General features: G+C 46.0%; 15 protein-coding genes. 6 read left to right on the plus strand and 9 right to left on the minus strand.

The genetic code is table 11. The features are described 5' to 3' along the window. Nucleotides 1-10: 10 nt before the first annotated feature. Nucleotides 11-1,123 carry a dimethylsulfone monooxygenase SfnG gene (gene sfnG, locus AC13CK_RS05955; RefSeq protein ID WP_425879955.1) on the plus strand — a complete coding sequence of 371 codons (1,113 nt, stop codon included), beginning with the start codon at nt 11-13 and terminating at the stop codon, nt 1,121-1,123. A 147-nt stretch (nt 1,124-1,270) separates the two neighbouring features. Then, nucleotides 1,271-2,680 carry a cryptochrome/photolyase family protein gene (locus AC13CK_RS05960; protein WP_425879956.1) on the plus strand — a complete coding sequence of 470 codons (1,410 nt, stop codon included), beginning with the start codon at nt 1,271-1,273 and terminating at the stop codon, nt 2,678-2,680. 61 nt (nt 2,681-2,741) lie between these two features. Here AC13CK_RS05960 and AC13CK_RS05965 read toward each other — a convergent pair whose 3' ends face one another. Both AC13CK_RS05965 and acs read right to left on the minus strand, forming a co-directional pair. Then, the gene (locus AC13CK_RS05965; protein WP_482831007.1) at nt 2,742-3,923 is read right to left on the minus strand and encodes an acyl-CoA dehydrogenase family protein; all 1,182 of its coding nucleotides are present in this window, start codon (nt 3,921-3,923) and stop codon (nt 2,742-2,744) included. Nucleotides 3,924-4,053: 130 nt separating this feature from the next. Beyond that, nucleotides 4,054-6,000, minus strand: coding sequence for an acetate--CoA ligase (acs, locus tag AC13CK_RS05970; protein WP_482831008.1), 1,947 nt, complete (start codon nt 5,998-6,000; stop codon nt 4,054-4,056). Nucleotides 6,001-6,269: 269 nt separating this feature from the next. On the opposite strand from acs, the gene AC13CK_RS05975 reads away from it, so the two are divergent. Then, nucleotides 6,270-6,848 (plus strand): DUF805 domain-containing protein, encoded by a 579-nt coding sequence (locus tag AC13CK_RS05975; protein WP_005108134.1) that lies wholly within the window; start codon nt 6,270-6,272, stop codon nt 6,846-6,848. A 106-nt stretch (nt 6,849-6,954) separates the two neighbouring features. Next, the gene (locus AC13CK_RS05980; RefSeq protein ID WP_114540950.1) at nt 6,955-7,935 is read left to right on the plus strand and encodes a mechanosensitive ion channel family protein; all 981 of its coding nucleotides are present in this window, start codon (nt 6,955-6,957) and stop codon (nt 7,933-7,935) included. On the opposite strand, the gene AC13CK_RS05985 is transcribed toward AC13CK_RS05980, so the two are convergent. The 5 genes from AC13CK_RS05985 to prfB form a co-directional block, all read right to left on the minus strand. Continuing rightward, nucleotides 7,909-8,622 carry a 16S rRNA (uracil(1498)-N(3))-methyltransferase gene (locus AC13CK_RS05985; protein ID WP_441298965.1) on the minus strand — a complete coding sequence of 238 codons (714 nt, stop codon included), beginning with the start codon at nt 8,620-8,622 and terminating at the stop codon, nt 7,909-7,911. The two genes, AC13CK_RS05980 and AC13CK_RS05985, sit on opposite strands and share 27 nt — an antisense overlap. 228 nt (nt 8,623-8,850) lie before the next feature. Continuing rightward, complete coding sequence (locus tag AC13CK_RS05990; RefSeq protein ID WP_482831009.1) at nt 8,851-10,131, minus strand: 3-deoxy-D-manno-octulosonic acid transferase; 1,281 nt, start codon at nt 10,129-10,131, stop codon at nt 8,851-8,853. 82 nt (nt 10,132-10,213) lie between these two features. After that, entirely contained in the window at nt 10,214-11,299 is a 1,086-nt protein-coding gene (locus AC13CK_RS05995) for an alkene reductase (RefSeq protein WP_005245739.1), read from the minus strand. Between the two features lie 15 nt (nt 11,300-11,314). Continuing rightward, complete coding sequence (locus AC13CK_RS06000; protein WP_004281346.1) at nt 11,315-11,614, minus strand: ArsR/SmtB family transcription factor; 300 nt, start codon at nt 11,612-11,614, stop codon at nt 11,315-11,317. Nucleotides 11,615-11,760: 146 nt separating this feature from the next. Beyond that, nucleotides 11,761-12,856 (minus strand): peptide chain release factor 2 gene (gene prfB, locus AC13CK_RS06005; RefSeq protein WP_101627160.1). Its coding sequence is split into 2 segments (ribosomal slippage): nt 11,761-12,783 and nt 12,785-12,856, totalling 1,095 coding nucleotides; the frame shifts between segments, so codons are not numbered across the junction. Nucleotides 12,857-13,356: 500 nt separating this feature from the next. On the opposite strand from prfB, the gene AC13CK_RS06010 reads away from it, so the two are divergent. Both AC13CK_RS06010 and AC13CK_RS06015 read left to right on the plus strand, forming a co-directional pair. Then, nucleotides 13,357-14,136, plus strand: a complete 780-nt coding sequence (locus tag AC13CK_RS06010) for a putative porin (RefSeq protein ID WP_004647252.1) — start codon at nt 13,357-13,359, stop codon at nt 14,134-14,136. Between the two features lie 175 nt (nt 14,137-14,311). Next, the gene (locus AC13CK_RS06015) at nt 14,312-15,049 is read left to right on the plus strand and encodes a putative porin (RefSeq protein ID WP_004281339.1); all 738 of its coding nucleotides are present in this window, start codon (nt 14,312-14,314) and stop codon (nt 15,047-15,049) included. A gap of 51 nt (nt 15,050-15,100) precedes the next feature. On the opposite strand, the gene recJ is transcribed toward AC13CK_RS06015, so the two are convergent. Then, nucleotides 15,101-16,801 (minus strand): single-stranded-DNA-specific exonuclease RecJ, encoded by a 1,701-nt coding sequence (gene recJ / locus AC13CK_RS06020; protein ID WP_425879960.1) that lies wholly within the window; start codon nt 16,799-16,801, stop codon nt 15,101-15,103. A 2-nt stretch (nt 16,802-16,803) separates the two neighbouring features. Continuing rightward, nucleotides 16,804-17,460: a pyridoxamine 5'-phosphate oxidase gene (pdxH, locus tag AC13CK_RS06025; protein ID WP_253172855.1), complete on the minus strand. Its 657-nt coding sequence runs from the start codon at nt 17,458-17,460 to the stop codon at nt 16,804-16,806. Between the last annotated feature and the right edge of the window lie 4 nt (nt 17,461-17,464).

Consider the following 17,464-nt stretch of genomic DNA (forward strand, 5'->3'; position numbering starts at 1 on the left):
GGTGATGAATATGTCGAATGATAAAAATATCGTATTTGCCTATTGGGTGCCGAATGTCAGTGGTGGCCTGGTGGTCAGTAACATCGAGCAGCGCACCGACTGGAGCTATGACTATAACGTGCGTCTGGCACAAACCGCTGAACAGGCAGGCTTTGATTATGCTCTGACCCAGATCCGTTTTACTGCCGGCTATAATGCAGAAAACCAGCATGAATCGGTGAGTTTCAGTCATGGTATTCTGGCCAAAACTGAACGCCTGAAAGTCATTGCCGCGATTCTGCCGGGTCCTTGGAAGCCGGCACTGGCTGCCAAACAACTGGCGACGATTGACCATCTGAGCAATGGCCGGATTGCGATCAATGTGGTCAGTGGCTGGTTCCGCGGTGAGTTTGATGCCATTGGGGAAGAATGGCCGGAACATGATGAGCGTTATGCCCGTTCGGAAGAGTTTATCCGTAGCCTGAAAGGGGTCTGGACCCAAAACAACTTTAATTTTGAAAGTAAATATTATCAATTCAAAGACTATACCCTGAGTCCGAAACCGCTACAAAAACCGCATATTGAAATCTTTCAGGGCGGCAGTTCCCGGGCAGCACGTGATATGGCTTCTCGCGTATCTGACTGGTACTTCACCAATGGCAATACCCCGGAAGAGCTGAAAAAACAGATCGATGATATTCGTGAAAAAGCCAAGGCAAATCATCACTCGGTGAAAATCGGCGTAAATGCCTTTGTGATTGCACGGGATACCGAAGAAGAAGCTCAGGCTGTATTGCAGGAAATTATTAGCAAGGCCAATGTGCAGGCAGTGAAATCTTTTGGTGAAGCGACCCGTGAAGCCGGCGCAGCAAGTCAGGAAGGTGAAGGCAACTGGGCCAAATCCACCTTTGAAGATCTGGTGCAATACAATGACGGGTTCCGCACCAATCTGATTGGGACACCGCAGCAGATTGCTGAACGGATTATCGAGCTGAAAAAAGTGGGCGTTGATCTGATTCTGTCAGGCTTCCTGCACTTTATTGAAGAGGTTGAATATTTTGGCCAGAAGGTGCTGCCTTTGGTCCGTGAGCTTGAAGCACAACAGGCAACACCTGTGCAGCAAGAAGAAGCTGAGCCCGTATAATCATTCCAATAAATCTCAGCAGACTCACTCCCTCCCTCAAGGCTCGGCTTGGGGGATTTTTTTATGTGATAAAATTGTTGTCTGGCTAGGTTTGAGACCAGCAATTCCTTAAAATTCTGCACTAACGACTTTCCAAGAATTTTAATAATGCAACTGATCTGGTTTCGTCAAGACCTCCGCATTCATGATCATGCCGCGCTCTGGCATGCCACCCAGCAAGGACCCTGTTTTGCTCTCGTGGTTCTCTCTCCCGAACAATGGAAGCTGCATCAGGATGCCCGGATTAAAATCGATTTTTATCTGCGTCGACTCATTATCTTAAAGCAGCAGTTAGCGCAGCTGAATATTCCGTTAATCATTTTAAATGTTCCCTTATGGCAAAACCTGCCTGCCGAAATGCTAAGCCTGTGCCAAAAACTGCAGATTGATACGCTACATGCCAATATTGAAGTGGGCGTGAATGAACTGCAACGTGATGCACAGCTACAGCAGATGCTGGAACAGCAGCAGATCCGGGTCGAGCTGTATCATGATCGCAGCCTGTTTCCACTGACCAGTATCCGTAATCAGTCCAATCAACCCTATCAGGTCTATAGCGCATTCAAGAAAAAATGCTATGAACGACTGATTCAGGATATACCGGGCTGCTATCCCGCCATTCAGCCTCAAGATCCGCTTGAATTACCAGACCAGCTGACCAGCTTTGATCTGGGAAAATTTGCAGTTGATTATAAGGTCGATCATGTTGCCCAGTTCTGGCCTGCGCAGGATCAAGCTGCCTTAGAGCTGCTCGATGATTTTATCGGGGAGAAAATGGCTCACTATAAAACCGAGCGTGATTTACCTGCAGTCGATGGTACCAGCCGCCTGTCACCATATCTGAATATCGGTATTCTCTCGATCCGTCAATGTATGCAGATCCTGTTTAAGGACGGTTATTTCCAGATTGATGATATCGGTCAGCAGACCTGGCTGGATGAACTGCTCTGGCGCGAGTTTTATCTGCATACCCTGTTTGATTTTCCCCGTGTATCCAGACATCGGCCTTTTAAGGAAAATACCGATAATATCCAGTGGCGTAATGCACCTGAAGATCTGGCTGCCTGGCAACAAGGACACACCGGGATTCCGATTGTCGATGCCGGTATGCGGCAAATGCAGGCTACTGGCTGGATGCATAACCGGGTGCGCATGATTACTGCAATGTTCCTGTGTAAAAACCTGCTGATAGACTGGCGCTTGGGAGAAAGCTGGTTCATGCAGCAGCTGATTGATGGTGATCTGGCAGCGAACAATGGCGGCTGGCAATGGTGTGCTTCGACCGGCATGGATGCCGTGCCCTATTTCCGGATTTTTAACCCGGTCGGCCAGTCACAAAAGTTTGATCCGAATGGGGATTATATCCGTCAATGGGTGCCAGAACTGGCGCATCTGGATGCCGAAAGCATTCATGACCCCTATGCCAAAAATCTGGATCTTGAACTGGATTATCCAAAACCGATCGTGGATTTAAAAGCCTCTCGTGTAAGAGCGATTGAAGCTTTCAAGCAAATTTAAAACCAAACTTTTTCATCCAGAATAAAACAGCCTCTGATAAAGAGGCTGTTTTATTTTCAGATCAGGAATAAAAGCTTGGATCAGGCACTTTTCCAGTCAGCACCCATTCCCCCACTTCCTGATATTTATAATCGATCGGGTCATGCAAGGTCTGGGTGCGGACATTGCGCCAGAAACGGTCAAGATTGAGCTTGGCCGTGGTGGCCCGCGCACCCATCACCTGGAAAATATTTTGGGTAATATAGAGAGAGGTATTGGTTGCGGCAATTTTGGCTGTGGCAATGGCAACTGAGACTTCACCGCGCTGCTCAGCTGTTAAATCATTCCCAAGCTCCCAGGCTGCCTGTAAAGTCTGAACCGCTTTATCTGCCAGTAAGCGTACACTTTCCAGTTGTACATAAAACTCGGCAAAATGCTTCTGGATAAAAGGATCATTCACTGCATCGTCTGCCAGTGATTTGGACCAGGCTTTTTGGGTCTGTACACCCTGTCTGGCGATTTCAAATGCCCCTTCTGCCACGCCCAAAAACAGATGCACGAAAATCAGCTGGGCAATCAAAGGCCGTAGACTGGAATACGGTGTACTCAGTGGACCCGGATTTAACAGTAATTCATTTTCATGAATTTTGACCTGCTCAAAATGACTGGTACCACTGTCGGTCTGGCGTTGGCCCATATTGTTCCAGTCGCCCAGAAAGCTCACACCCTCTCGCTGGGTCGGAATCACACCTATCAGCAATTTTCCGGCTTCGTTATAGCCCGAACACAACAACATATCTGAATCGATCGAACCCGAGCAGAAGCTTTTATCTCCATGAAAAATATATTCGTTTTCTGAAACTTTTGTGGCTGTGGTGCGACGGTCCAGCGGATTTAGAGTATTACCCCAGAACAGATTATTTTGGGCAGTCTGTTCAAACCACGGGCCATATTGTTCAGGTTGAGAAAATAATTGCACGGTCGCAATCAACAAATGGTGGAAGCCATAGACATGGGCCAATGAACTGTCGACTTGGGCAATGGTCTGAATGGTGCTAAAAATAGTCTGCCAATCTGCACCCTGACCGCCATACTGCTTCGGAATAGACAAACCGAGCAGGCCACTCTGACGAATCAGGTCACGCTCGGCTTTGGGATTTCCCCCCTGTTTGTCCCGCTCTGCTGCAGTCTGGGCAAAAGTTTCAGCCAGTTGCCGGGCAATCTTTAAGGGCGACTGATCGAGATATGATTGTCGTATATTCATTGTTTTTGGACCTATATTCAGCATGGCTTGAGCTTAGCAGATTGCAGCCTGTCACTATATCCGAAAGCATGCAGAGCTTATGACTGATATAAAAATACCGGCAGAATGCCGGTATTGGAACCGCTTGAATTTAAACTTTATTACGCTGTACTTCTGCGATCAGATGCTCCACCACCTGCGGTTCAGCCAGGGTCGAAGTATCACCCAAACTGTCCAGCTCATCGGCTGCAATTTTTCGCAAGATCCGGCGCATGATTTTGCCAGAGCGGGTTTTTGGCAAGGCCGGTGCCCAGTGCAAGGCATCGGGAGTCGCCACTGGCCCGAGAATCTTGCGTACCCAGCTGACCAGTTCTCCACGTAATTGATCTGAACTGGCAACATCAGCCTGTAAGGTCACAAAGGCACAAATTCCCTGACCTTTAATATCATGCGGCATACCGACTACAGCGGCCTCTGCTACCGATTCATGCGCCACCAGTGCACTTTCAATTTCTGCAGTACCTAAACGGTGTCCGGATACATTCAGGACATCATCGACACGACCGGTAATCCAGTAATAACCATCTTTATCGCGACGCGCCCCATCTCCGGTAAAATAAGTACCGGGATAGGTAGAGAAATAAGCTTCAATAAAACGCTCCGGGTCTCCCCAAATGGTACGCATCTGACCCGGCCAGGAATCCTTAATCACCAGATTTCCCTCAGCTTCACCCTCCAGTTCCTTGCCATCGGCATCGACAATAGCCGGTTGTACCCCGAAGAAAGGCCGTGTCGCAGAACCCGGTTTTAAATCAGTCGCACCCGGCAATGGTGTAATCATGAAACCGCCTGTTTCGGTTTGCCACCAGGTATCGATGACGGGACAGCGGCTTTCACCGACCACGGTGTAGTACCAGTTCCAGGCTTCCGGATTAATTGGCTCACCGACTGAACCTAAAATTCTCAGGCTGCTACGGTCACTTTCCCGTACAAAAGCATCGCCCTCACGCATCATGGCGCGGATCGCGGTCGGTGCAGTATAGAGAATGGTCACGTTATGCTTATCAACAATATGTCCAGTACGCGCCCAGCTTGGATATTGCGGCACACCTTCAAACATCACGGTGGTGGTACCATTCGAAAGTGGCCCATACAGTACATAGGAATGCCCGGTGATCCAGCCCACATCTGCGGTACACCAGAATACATCATCCTGCTTGATATCAAATGCTTCACGGAAGGTGCAATTCACATAGGTCAGATAACCGCCAGTGGTATGCATCACGCCCTTGGGCTTGCCGGTGGAACCTGAGGTATACAGGATAAACAGCGGATCTTCGGCATTCATCGGTTCGGGTGGACAGATGTCATTCACTGACATAATTTCCGTGTGATACCACAGATCACGTCCTTCCTGCATTTCAATTGGGTTACCGGTGCGGTGTACCACCATTACATTTTGAATCGAGTCTGTACCCGCCAGTTTCAGTGCTTCATCGACATTGGCTTTCAGTGGAATGGCCTTACCGCCGCGCATGCCGGAATCCGCAGTAATCACCATTTTCGCCTGACAGTCTTCAATCCGGCTGGCCAAAGAATCTGGCGAGAAACCACCAAATACCACGCAATGCACCGCCCCGATCCGGGCACAGGCCAACATAGCAATCGCAGCTTCAGAAACCATCGGCATATACAGCATGACCCGGTCGCCTTTCTGGATGCCATTTTTCTTCAGCACATTGGCAAAACGGCAGGTTTCATCATGCAGCTCGGCAAAGGAAATAATCTTGTGCCGCGAAGGATGATCCCCTTCCCAGATGATGGCCGGTTTATAAGGATGTTCTTTCAGGTGCCGATCCAGACAGTTGGCACTGACATTGAGCTGACCATCGGCAAACCATTCGATTTTAAAATCGTCTTTGTTAAAGCTGGTATTTTTGACTTGGGTAAAGGGCTTGATCCAGTCCAGACGTTGCGCCTGTTCTGCCCAAAATTTATCTGGCTGTTCTATAGAATATTGATAACGTTCAAAGTACTGGTCTTCGAGCGTACGTGCTGTTTTTTTAAATTCTTCGGGTACTGGATAGATCTCTTGCATAGGTCACTTCCTTGATTTTGTTCTATCTCATCACGAGAGGTTAATGCTGCGTTGTTGATTGTTTTTTATGCATAATGGCAGTATGGCCTGCTTATTTCGAATCCGGCAATCATGCTTTCGTCGTAGATTATTTATACAAATTCAATCAAAATAAACCACAACTTACAGTACAGAATCTTCTGCGCAAATGTGTATGATCTGTAGCACAGCCCTTAAAAATAAAATTGACCGCTTGTGGTTATTTCATCTGATTTAGCAGGATACGCTTTATGAAATCGCCTGAATCTCCCTACTTTAGCCCGCCTGCGCTGCCTGCATCGGATCATCCCCTGTCGATGAAAGGCCGCTTCGGACGCTTGAGCTTTATTGCCTGGTCGGCATTTCTGTATTTCATTTTTTTATTTGGCAGTATTGCACTGGGTCTCAGTATTGATATTGTGAATATTTCTACCCATTCTCTAGATCCCAACTGGCTGATTTCACTGCAAGGCTTGGCCAGTATCGGTGTACTGGTCATGGTTCTGGCCTATGTGTATTTCGCTTTAGTGGTGACCGTTCGCCGTTTGCATGATATGAACCGCAGTGGCTGGTGGGCGCTATTATTTTTACTGCCGGTAGTAAACATTTTTGTATGGCTTTATATCGTTTTTGGTTCGGGCGATCGCGGCAGTAATCAGTATGGTCCGGCACGGATCACCTTGCTCTGGGAAAAAATTCTGGCCTGGCTGATGATTATCCTGACCCTGCTTAGCCTGTTGGGATCTATCGCTTTATTCAGTTATATGAGCGGTGAAGAACAAACCCCTACCCCCACGGAAATGATGCAAAAAACCACCAAATACTTTTAACAACAGCGCCGTTATTTTTAAAATTATCTACTGGTGACTTCGAGCCCTTATTAATTTTTTGCTGAACATCAGGCAAAATAGGCAAAATTTGAATTGTGGAATTTTTGTGGCAGAGCAAAACAATACCTTAAGCCAGGTAACTGAGGGCACCACGGAGTTGTTACATCAGGCAACTGAAAAAACGACCAAGACCGTGATTGAACATACCGCCAAGTATAATGATGCCTACAGCACCATTGACAAAATCATGGAGGGCTTCTGGGAGCGTGTGCCTTATTTCTGTATCGCACTGATCGTGATTACGATTTTCTGGTTACTCTCCAAAGTCTTCAAGTTTTTCGTACGTAAAACTTTGGAAAACCGTTCTTATACCCGTCAGAATCTGGTGTTGGTACTCAACCGTGTCGGCAGTACCTTTATTATTTTCTTTGGTATTCTGATTGGACTGGTGATTGCTGTTCCTGGCTTTACCCCAGGTCAGCTGATGAGTGCCCTCGGGATTGGTTCGGTCGCGATCGGTTTTGCCTTCAAGGATATTTTCCAGAACCTGCTTTCTGGCGTGTTAATTCTGCTCAGTGAACCGTTCAAGATTGGCGACGATATTATCGTGAATGGCATGGAAGGGACGGTTGAAGATATCCAAATTCGTGCGACCTTTTTACGCTCACCGGATGGCCGTCGTATCGTCATTCCGAATGCAACGGTCTACACCAGTGCGGTCACGGTGAATACCGCCTATACCCGTCGCCGCTGCGAATTCGTCGTGGGTATCGGCTATGAAGATGACATCCAGAAAGCCAAGGACCTGATTACCGCTATTTTAGATAAAGATCCGACCATCCTCAGCCAACCGGGCTTTAGTGTCAATGTGACGGCGCTGGCTGACTTTTCCATTACCCTGAAAGCCTTCTGGTGGGTCGATACCACTGAAACCGGCACCGGAACTTCAATCAGTGCGGTGCAGGAACGTGTGATTCAGGCTTTTGCCGAGCATAATATTTCGATTCCGTATCCGGTACAGGAAGTCAAAGTCTATCGTGGTGAGGGCAATGAAGAGGCTTCAGCCCGTGCTAAACAGTCGACCTAAAACATAAGGAATCACGGTTTCTGTACGGATAATACGGTTGCCCAGGCTCACAGCCTGGCAGCCGTTTTTTATGAGTAAATCAACTTCATATGGAATAAATCCACCCTCCGGACCAATAATAATCGTACAGGGATGCTCAATCGCAAATGGCATCGCTTGCTCTGCATAAGGATGTGCCACATAAGCCGGACCATCCGTACTAATCAAACCCGGCAAGATATCTTCAACAAAGGGTTTAAAGCGTTTATATAGCTCGATTTTCGGAGCAATCGTATCGCCTGCCTGTTCCAGTCCCAGCTCGATATAATGATTTAACTGCTGTAAAAATGGGGTTTGCCAATAGCTTTTATCGACGCGATAGCTATGCAGTAAAATGATTTTTTCAACGCCCAAAGTGACACTGTCCATGATCAGACGGCGCAGTACTTTCGGACGTGGCAAGGCCACAATTAAAGTCACTGGCAATTTTTCTGGAACAGCTTCTTCTTGCAGCGGTTTCAAGCGCACTGCTTTTTCAGAGATTTCGACAATCTCAGTCAGGTAACGCAGACCTTCCCGAATTCCGACTTTTAACGTATCTCCCACCTGGATCTGCAAATGCTGCTGTAAATGTTCCAGTTGCCGAGTTGAGGTAATGGACCAAAGTTCAGTTTCGGTTTGACGTGGGTCAAGCAGGACGATATTCATAAGGAAGATAAAACCAAAACATTAACATGCAAAATATTCAAATTAGGTATTATCGCCAAATTTGAAATCGTGTGTGGCGACATGGATGTTGCCCGCGGTACTGAGGTACAGGAAGTACCTTCAGTACCGCAAAGGATTTTTGCTACTTTTAATCCCTTAAAAGTAGAAATCTTCTACGAATGACCAGTTGTCTCAGAAAGGTAGATTGAGAATATGACTAGCACACACTTAGAGATACTGATCAATCACCTGAATATGCTTGGCAAGCGATCCCGTATTTAACTGCATAATTTGCTGCGCTGCCGCATTCAAGATTTCCGCCTTAACCTGATCTTGCAAAAGTTCCAGTAATACCTCTGCAGCCTGCTGGGCATCCTGCACCACTGCGACTGCGTCTGCCTGAACGAACTCATCCACGATAGTCTGAAAATTAAAATAGTTTTTGCCTAAAATAGTCGGCACATTCAGCGCAATCGGCTCCAAAATATTATGTCCACCACCTGGTTCATTTAAAGAACCACCCACATAACATGCCTGACTCAAAGCATACCAAAGCCACATTTCACCCATCGAATCGGCCAAATAAACCTGGGTATCTGCTTTAATATGTTGCCCTAAACTACGACGCTGAGTTTTTAATCCCAAAGACTGTGCAGCCTGGAACACCTCATCAAAACGTTCCGGATGGCGCGGTACCACAATACAGACCAAATATGGATCAGCTTCTAAAGCAGCTTTTAAAGCACTCAGAATTTCTTTTTCTTCAGGAGCATGAGTACTAGCTAACGTGACGATCTTTCGCCCCCCTAACTGCCACTCCTGTGTCAATTGATCTGCCTGCTGGATAAAGCGCTCGGGCGCAGTAATATCAAATTTGATATTGCCCAAAACCTGGGTTTTTTCGGCTACTATTCCTAACTGGATATAACGTTGCTGGGTGGCAATATCCTGTGCCAAAAGCTGGGTTAACTGCTGTAGCATGCCTCTAGTCAGACCTTTGACCTTGGTATAACCTTTGGCAGATTTTTCAGACAGACGCGCATTCAACAATACAGTTGGCACATTAAACTGGGGTGCCTGATCCAGCAGATTAGGCCAAAGCTCGGTTTCCATCAGCAATAAAAGTTTCGGCTGATACTTTTGATAAAATTCACGAATTAAAGTTTTCTGGTCAGCAGGCAAATACACGGCTTGAAACAAATCGAGATAAGGCGCTTTTAAAAAAAGTGATTTAGCGCGTGCCTGACCGGTTTTGGTGGTATTGGTGACCAGCACCGGATGGCCAAGTTTTAAATAATGTTCAATTAACGGTTGGGCAGCATTGGTTTCACCCACCGACACCACATGAAACCAGATGGCATGCAGGTTTTTGGGTGGCTGAAACGGGCCGAAACGTTCTGTCAGTTCTTGTTGTAATTGTTCAGGATCGGTCGCACGTTTACGGATACGCGATTGATATAAGGGTTTAACCAGCGCCAAGGCTGCGTTATACCAAAATGGAGTGGCCACATTGCGCCCCTGTCCAAAGATTCAATGGGCAGAATATAGCAGAGCCACATCAACATGTTAATCAATGTGGCTCATTTTTAGATTATTCTACTGTAGTTAAAGCTTCTGCTTCAGCCAATGTCGGATAATCAATATAGCCTTCCGCGACATTGGTTCCGATCATATTTTCCAGCTTCAGTTCATTCAGCGGCGCATCTTCGAGCAGACGTTCGTATAGATCCGGATTGGCAATATAAGCCTTACCGAAAGCCACCGCATCAGCCTTGCCTGATGCCAACAGCTCAATCGCATCTTCACGACTTAGTTGCATATTGGCAATATAAGGCACTCCACCTGAACGCTCTTTCATATATTCAGAAATACTGTCTTCTGCCAGATATTCACGGGTAAAGAAGAAGGCAATCTTGCGCTTACCCAGCTGCTCCATGGCATAGCCAAATGTTTCACGTGGATCATTGTCGCCCATGTCATGGTCATCACAACGCGGCGCAAAATGCACCCCTACACGATCTGCGCCCCATACTTCAATCAGTGCATCAGTTGCTTCTAGCAGGAAACGTGTACGATTTTCCACTGAACCGCCGTATTCATCTTCACGCTGATTGGTTTTGCTTTGCAAGAACTGGTCAATCAGATAACCATTGGCAGCATGTAATTCAACACCATCAAAACCGGCCTCTTTAGCACGAATCGCGGCTTGCTTATATTGCTCGGTAATGGCATGAATTTCCGAAATTTCCAGCGGACGCGGCAACACATAAGGACGTTTTGGACGTAACAAGCTGACATGACCCGCCTGTTGTACTGCACTTGCAGAGACTGGTGTTTCACCATTTAACAGATCCGGATGCGATACACGACCAACATGCCAAAGCTGGGCAACAATCAGACCGCCCTTCTCATGAACCGCTTGAGTAACCTTTTTCCAGCCTTCGACCTGAGCATCGGTAAACAATCCTGGAGTATTTAAATAGCCATTGGCTTCTTCAGAAATCACTGTGGCTTCAGAAATAATCAGGCCAGCACTTGCACGTTGCGCATAGTACTCAACCATCATTGGGGTTGGAACGCGATCAGCAGTTGCGCGGTTACGGGTCAGCGGCGCCATGATGACACGGTTTTTAAGCTCTAACGCACCGAGCGTTAAAGGAGAATTTAATTCAGCCATCGTTACTCCCACCTGTTAAAGGTGTTGTTGTAGGTGTTCGATAAATTGTTGAATCAAAGTTTCATTGCGGGAGAAATATGACCACTGTCCATGCTTGGTCGCAGTGATCAGGCCAGTCTGCTGTAATACAGACAAATGATTGGACATGGTGGACTGGGAAACCTGGCCCAAACGTTCAATTTGACCTGCACAGACCCCACGTTGAAAGCCACCACACTCTTCCGCAGACAGATATTGCTCCGGAGATTTTAACCACTCCAGAATTTGTCGACGGGTCGGATTGGCTAAGGCTTTAAAAATTAGATCAAGGTCCATAGGCACATCACAATCAGTGGCGCAACGAAACTTTATTCAGCATCTGCGACCATTATATCGTATTTTTTCGATTTATATATCGAAAATTTTAGATATAATGGTCGCAATCTGCACAAGCTTTGTTACGCCAGCTTTTAAACGATTTCTTACAGGCCCTGTTTCAGGCTTGCTTCGATAAATTTGTCCAGATCACCGTCCAGAACTGCGCCAGTATTGGAATTTTCCACACCTGTACGCAAATCCTTAATACGTGAATCATCCAGGACATAAGAACGGATCTGACTACCCCACCCAATGTCAGACTTGGAATCTTCCAGTGCTTGTGCCGCTTCGTTACGTTTGCTCATCTCGAGCTCATAAAGTTTGGCACGTAACTGCTTCCAGGCGTGGTCACGGTTGGCATGTTGTGAACGCTGGTTCTGACAGGCCACCACAATTCCGGTCGGTGCATGGGTTAAACGCACGGCAGAATCTGTTTTGTTAATATGCTGACCACCCGCCCCTGATGCACGATAAGTATCGGTACGAACATCGGACGGATTGATTTCAATTTCGATATTGTCATCAACTTCCGGTGACACAAACACGGCAGAGAACGAGGTATGACGACGGTTGCCCGAGTCAAAGGGCGACTTACGCACTAAACGGTGTACACCAGATTCGGTACGTAACCAGCCATAGGCGTACTCACCTTCCACACGAATCGTCGCAGATTTAATCCCGGCAACATCCCCATCAGATTCTTCCATCACTTCTGCTTTAAAGCCATGACGTTCAATCCAGCGTAGATACATACGTAGCAACATAGACGCCCAGTCCTGTGCTTCTGTACCGCCTGAACCAGCTTGAATTTCAAGATAGCAAGGGTTTGGATCCATCGGATTATTGAACATACGGCGAAATTCAAGCTTGGCCAGTTCTTCTTCAGCCGTGCTCAGTTCAGCCTGTACGTCTTCTAGCAAGCTTTCATCATCCGCTTCAACCGCCAGATCAAGCAAAGCCTGTGCATCTTCAAGCTGGGTACTTAAGCGATCCAGCACATTTAATACATTTTCAAGCTCGCCTTTTTCTTTGGCCATTGCTTGAGCACGACTCTGATCATTCCATATGGTTGGATCTTCTAATTCACGCAGGACTTCTTCTAAACGCTCTTTTTTCAGATCGTAGTCAAAGATACCCCCGTAGTGTTTGACCACGTTCGTTTAAGTCTTTTAATTGGTTTAGATACGGATTAATTTCCACGTGAATTACTCTCAATCAAAATTAGGCACAAAATTCTTAGCCCGATATTATAGCACAGTCTATTTCCGCTATTTTAACGATCCATTCAGTCTAAAGCTCGAATATCTTGAGCATTTAGACCTGTATTTCCCTCATCCAATTTTCAACATCTCATAGACTCTTTTGCGTCTTTTTATCCGAAATTTTTATCGGCTTTTTAGCCCCGTTTTATGACCGAAATATAATTTTGCAATTGATTTTATAATTTAGGATTTCTTATTGTTCTGTATAAAAAATCAGCGAATTCAATAGATTCCACAATATCTACACACTTTTAATAAAACACTACATTATAAATTTAATTTTATTATTCAGTCACTTGTTCAGCAAAAATTACACAAGATTACGCTATTCACATTACTGTAACTTTCCTTTGATTGACGATCTTTGGAATTGCTCTAGACTGAAAGTTGTAACAAAAAGTGTAATGTTTTTAACTCACGATTTGAGGGGTAGTAACCATGAAAAAATTAGCGATTGCTTCGGCACTACTTTCAGCAATAGCAATGACTGGTACAGCAGCACATGCTTACCAAGCAGAAATTGGTGCATCAGCAGGAGTGGTTGATCCTGACAACGGTGGAACTAGCGGTTCTTTCGGCGTTGATGGTACATATTACTTCAATCCAGTTCAAACACGTAATGCACCATTAGCAGAAGCAGCATTCCTTGATCGTGCTAGCAACGTGAGTGCGCAATATCAATATAATGAAATTGGTGATTCTGAAGCGCATCGTTATGGCGTAGGTGCAGAGTACTTCGTACCGAATTCTGACTTCTACTTAAGCGGTAACGTCAATGGCCATGATCTGCAGGACAATGATGATCTAGAAAATGATTTAACCACCTATGCAGCTGAAGTCGGTTATCTGCCAGCGCCAGGTCTATTGATTGCGGCTGGTGTGAAAGGTTGGGATAACGACAATGATGATGGCGTAGATCCAACACTTCGTGCTAAATATGTGACGACATTAAGCAATGGTAAAGATATCAACCTGGAAGCAGGTGCAGCGTTTGGTGATCTAGATGAATACAATCTGGCAGCAGATTATTTCATCGACAAAACCTTGAGTGTCGGTGCTGATTATCACAATAATGATATTACCGACAAGAGCGAATTTGGTATCAATGCACGTAAGTTCATTAACCAGCAAGTGAGCTTAGAAGGCCGTGTCGGCTTTGGCGAACAGTTTAACAATGACTACAATACCTTTGGTGTAGCAGCGAAGTACCGCTTCTAATCTAAAACCAAAAGTTAGTCATGCATAGAAAACCCATCCTCGGATGGGTTTTTTTATTGCACTCTTAACAAGCATTTAGGTATTTTTGCACATTGACGGGGCGAATATAAACTGTACAATTTGTTACAACTGTTCATCAAACAGTCATATTTTTATAACAAAGAGAGAAATCTAAATGCTTAAGAAACTTGCTCTTGCTACAGCGCTTCTTGCTGGCCTGGGAACTGCACACGCTTATCAAACTGAAGTTGGGGCTTCTATTGATCTTCTTGATCATGACCAAGGTGGTTCGGATGTAGGTTTTGCTATCGATGGGACTTACTACTTCAACTCGGTCCAAGTCAAAAATTCACCTTTGAATGAAGCTGCATTCTTAAACCGTGCCAGCAATGTGAATGGTGTATTAAGCTATCAAGATGATTCAGACACGTTTGGCATTGGTGCTGGTATTGAGTATTTTGTTCCAAATTCAGACTTTTATTTAAGTGGTAACATTGCTCATTTTGATAATGATGCTGGTGACATAACTGGTTACGCTGCTGAAGCGGGTTATTTACCTGTTCCTGGCTTATTAGTAGCACTTGGTCTTGTAGGTATTTCTGAAGACAATGCAGACGATGAAATTGATCCAACTTTACGTGCCAAATATGTAACACAAGTCGGTCAATACGATATGAACTTCGAAGGTGGTGCAAGTTTCGGTGATATCGATGCTTATAACCTAGGTGCAGATTTATATCTAGACAAAACTTTCAGTGTTGGCTTAGGATTCTCTGACTCAGACCTAGAAGGTAATGATGTTTTTACTATTCGTGCCAAAAAATTCTTTAACCAACAAGTTAGCTTAGAAGGTTCGATTAATTTTGCTGATAATGCTGATATCTTTGGCGTACGTGGTGCATACCGCTTCTAATCTCTCCGATTAAAAGCAAAAAAACCGCTCACTCGAGCGGTTTTTTATGGTCTATTGTTCTAAATGCATAATCCGCATTTGCAGACTGACATTGCCATTAAAGACATTTTTATCCAGCTCATAGACCAAACGCGTATCTTTCATCGGATCAAAGTCATATTTATCCGCTGCATTGAAGGCGATCGCATCCACGACCTGACCATTCTCCAACGCCACACGTAACTTAAGATGCACATCTTTAAGCCAGCGATAGTCCATAATTTTGAACACACCGTCAAAAATCGGCTGGGGAAATTTTTGCCCCCATGGACTTAAATTCTGCAATAAATTGACTGTTTCGATCTGAAAAGCAGAAGCTGGCAACTCTCCATCTGTCCATAAAGTCGCAGTGAATAAATCCTCATCCATCACACCAATCAGTGCTTCAAAGACCTGCTTAAACTCAGCGAAATTTTCTTTTTTCAGGGTTAAACCGGCTGCTGCTGCATGTCCCCCAAAATGACTGACTAAATGGGGATACTGCTCCGCCACCTGTTCAATCGCATCACGAATATGAATACCTTCAATCGAACGCGCCGAACCTTTGATATGAATCCCATCCTGATCCGCGGCAAAAACAATACTCGGACGATGAAATTGCTCTTTTAAACGCCCTGCTACAATCCCGATCACTCCCTGATGCCAATGCGGTTCGAACATGATCAGCGCAGCAGGTAATGCCGTCGCATCTAACTGGATTTTCTCAAGTTCGTTTAAAGCGTCCTGCTTGATTTTGCCTTCCACCTGACGGCGCTCGACATTAAGCTGATTCAGCTGTTCAGCCAGTGGATAGGCCATTGCTAGATCAGGAGCCAGCAGACATTCGATGCCGATGTCCATGGTTTCCATGCGTCCAGCCGCATTAATTCGCGGGCCCAGAACAAAACCGAGATCTTGGGCTTTTAGACCAGCAGGGTCACGTTTGGCAATATCCAGCAGTGCACTGATTCCTGCACGGCACTGCCCTTGCTGAATGCGTTTCAGACCTGCATCAACCAGAATCCGGTTGTTATAGTCCAGACTCGCGACATCGGCATAAGTACCGAGTGCCACCAGATCAAGATAATTGGTAATTACCGTAGAGGATTTTCCAAGTTTCTTGCGATGGGTAGACAGATTGGCCAGTATATAAAAAGCCACCCCGACCCCAGCCAGTGCTTTGCTTGGAAAGTCGCAACCGAGCTGATTGGGATTGACCACGGCTTCGGCTTTTGGTGTCGGCTTGGTCGTCAGATGGTGATCAGTAATGATCACCTGCATGCCATGATCTTGTGCCTGTTTGACTCCGTCATGGCTGGAAATGCCATTATCCACGGTAATCAGTAAATCAGGTGTGAAACTGACAAAGGCCAGATCTGCAATTGCGGGCGTCAATCCATAACCATATTTAAAACGGTCCGGTACCAGATATTCGACATTGGCACCCATATCGCGCAATGCCAGCACCATGAGTGCGGTACTGGTCGCGCCATCGGCATCATAATCGCCAACAATCACGATTTTCTGGCCACGATCAATTGCCTGATCCATCAATTGAATTGCTTCGGGCAATCCTTTCATGGTGGGTGCCAGCAAATGCTTCAGCTTGAGCTCAAGCTCCTGCTCGGACTCCACCCCGCGACGGGCAAGAATCTCGGCTACAAATGCAGGAACACCCGCTAAGTTTTCAGAACGGGTTAGCAATGGCCGTTGTTTGATTTCCAGTTTTTGCATGGTTATGGCATTAAGCGCTCTAAAGTCCAGCCATCATCGCTTTTACGATAACTCAGACGGTCATGTAAACGGTTCGGACGACCCTGCCAGAATTCATAATAATCAGGTTCGAGACGATAACCGCCCCAGAATACCGGCTTGTCCAGCTGTTGCTGATTGGCAACCTGGGTATGCAAATCCCAAAAACGTTGCTGCAATTCCTCACGACTAGCCACGATGCCACTTTGCGGGGTACTGATATGCGCGGCAATCTGGCTTTCGCGTGGACGTTTATGATAATAGTCGGTCGATTCTTCTTCCGATATTTTCTTTACACGACCTGAAATACGAATCTGACGTTCCTGATCCTGCCAGTAGAACAACAGTTCGGCATAAGGATTTTTAGCCAGATCTAAACCTTTTTGACTATCATAGTTGGTATAAAAATCATACCCTGCGTCAGTCGCTCCACGCAGCAATACCGTACGCACATGCGGACGGCCTTGTGCATTGGCTGTTGCCAACGACATGGCATAGGGCTCGTGCAATTTTGCTTCCAGTGCATGGTTAAACCATTGCAAGAACTGCATATGCGGATTCGGATTGACTTGCTGTTCCTGTAACTCGCCTTTTTCATAATTCAGGCGTAGTTCACTTAGATCCTTGATCAGATCACTCATTATC

The organism is Acinetobacter sp. L-24, from assembly GCF_056857555.1.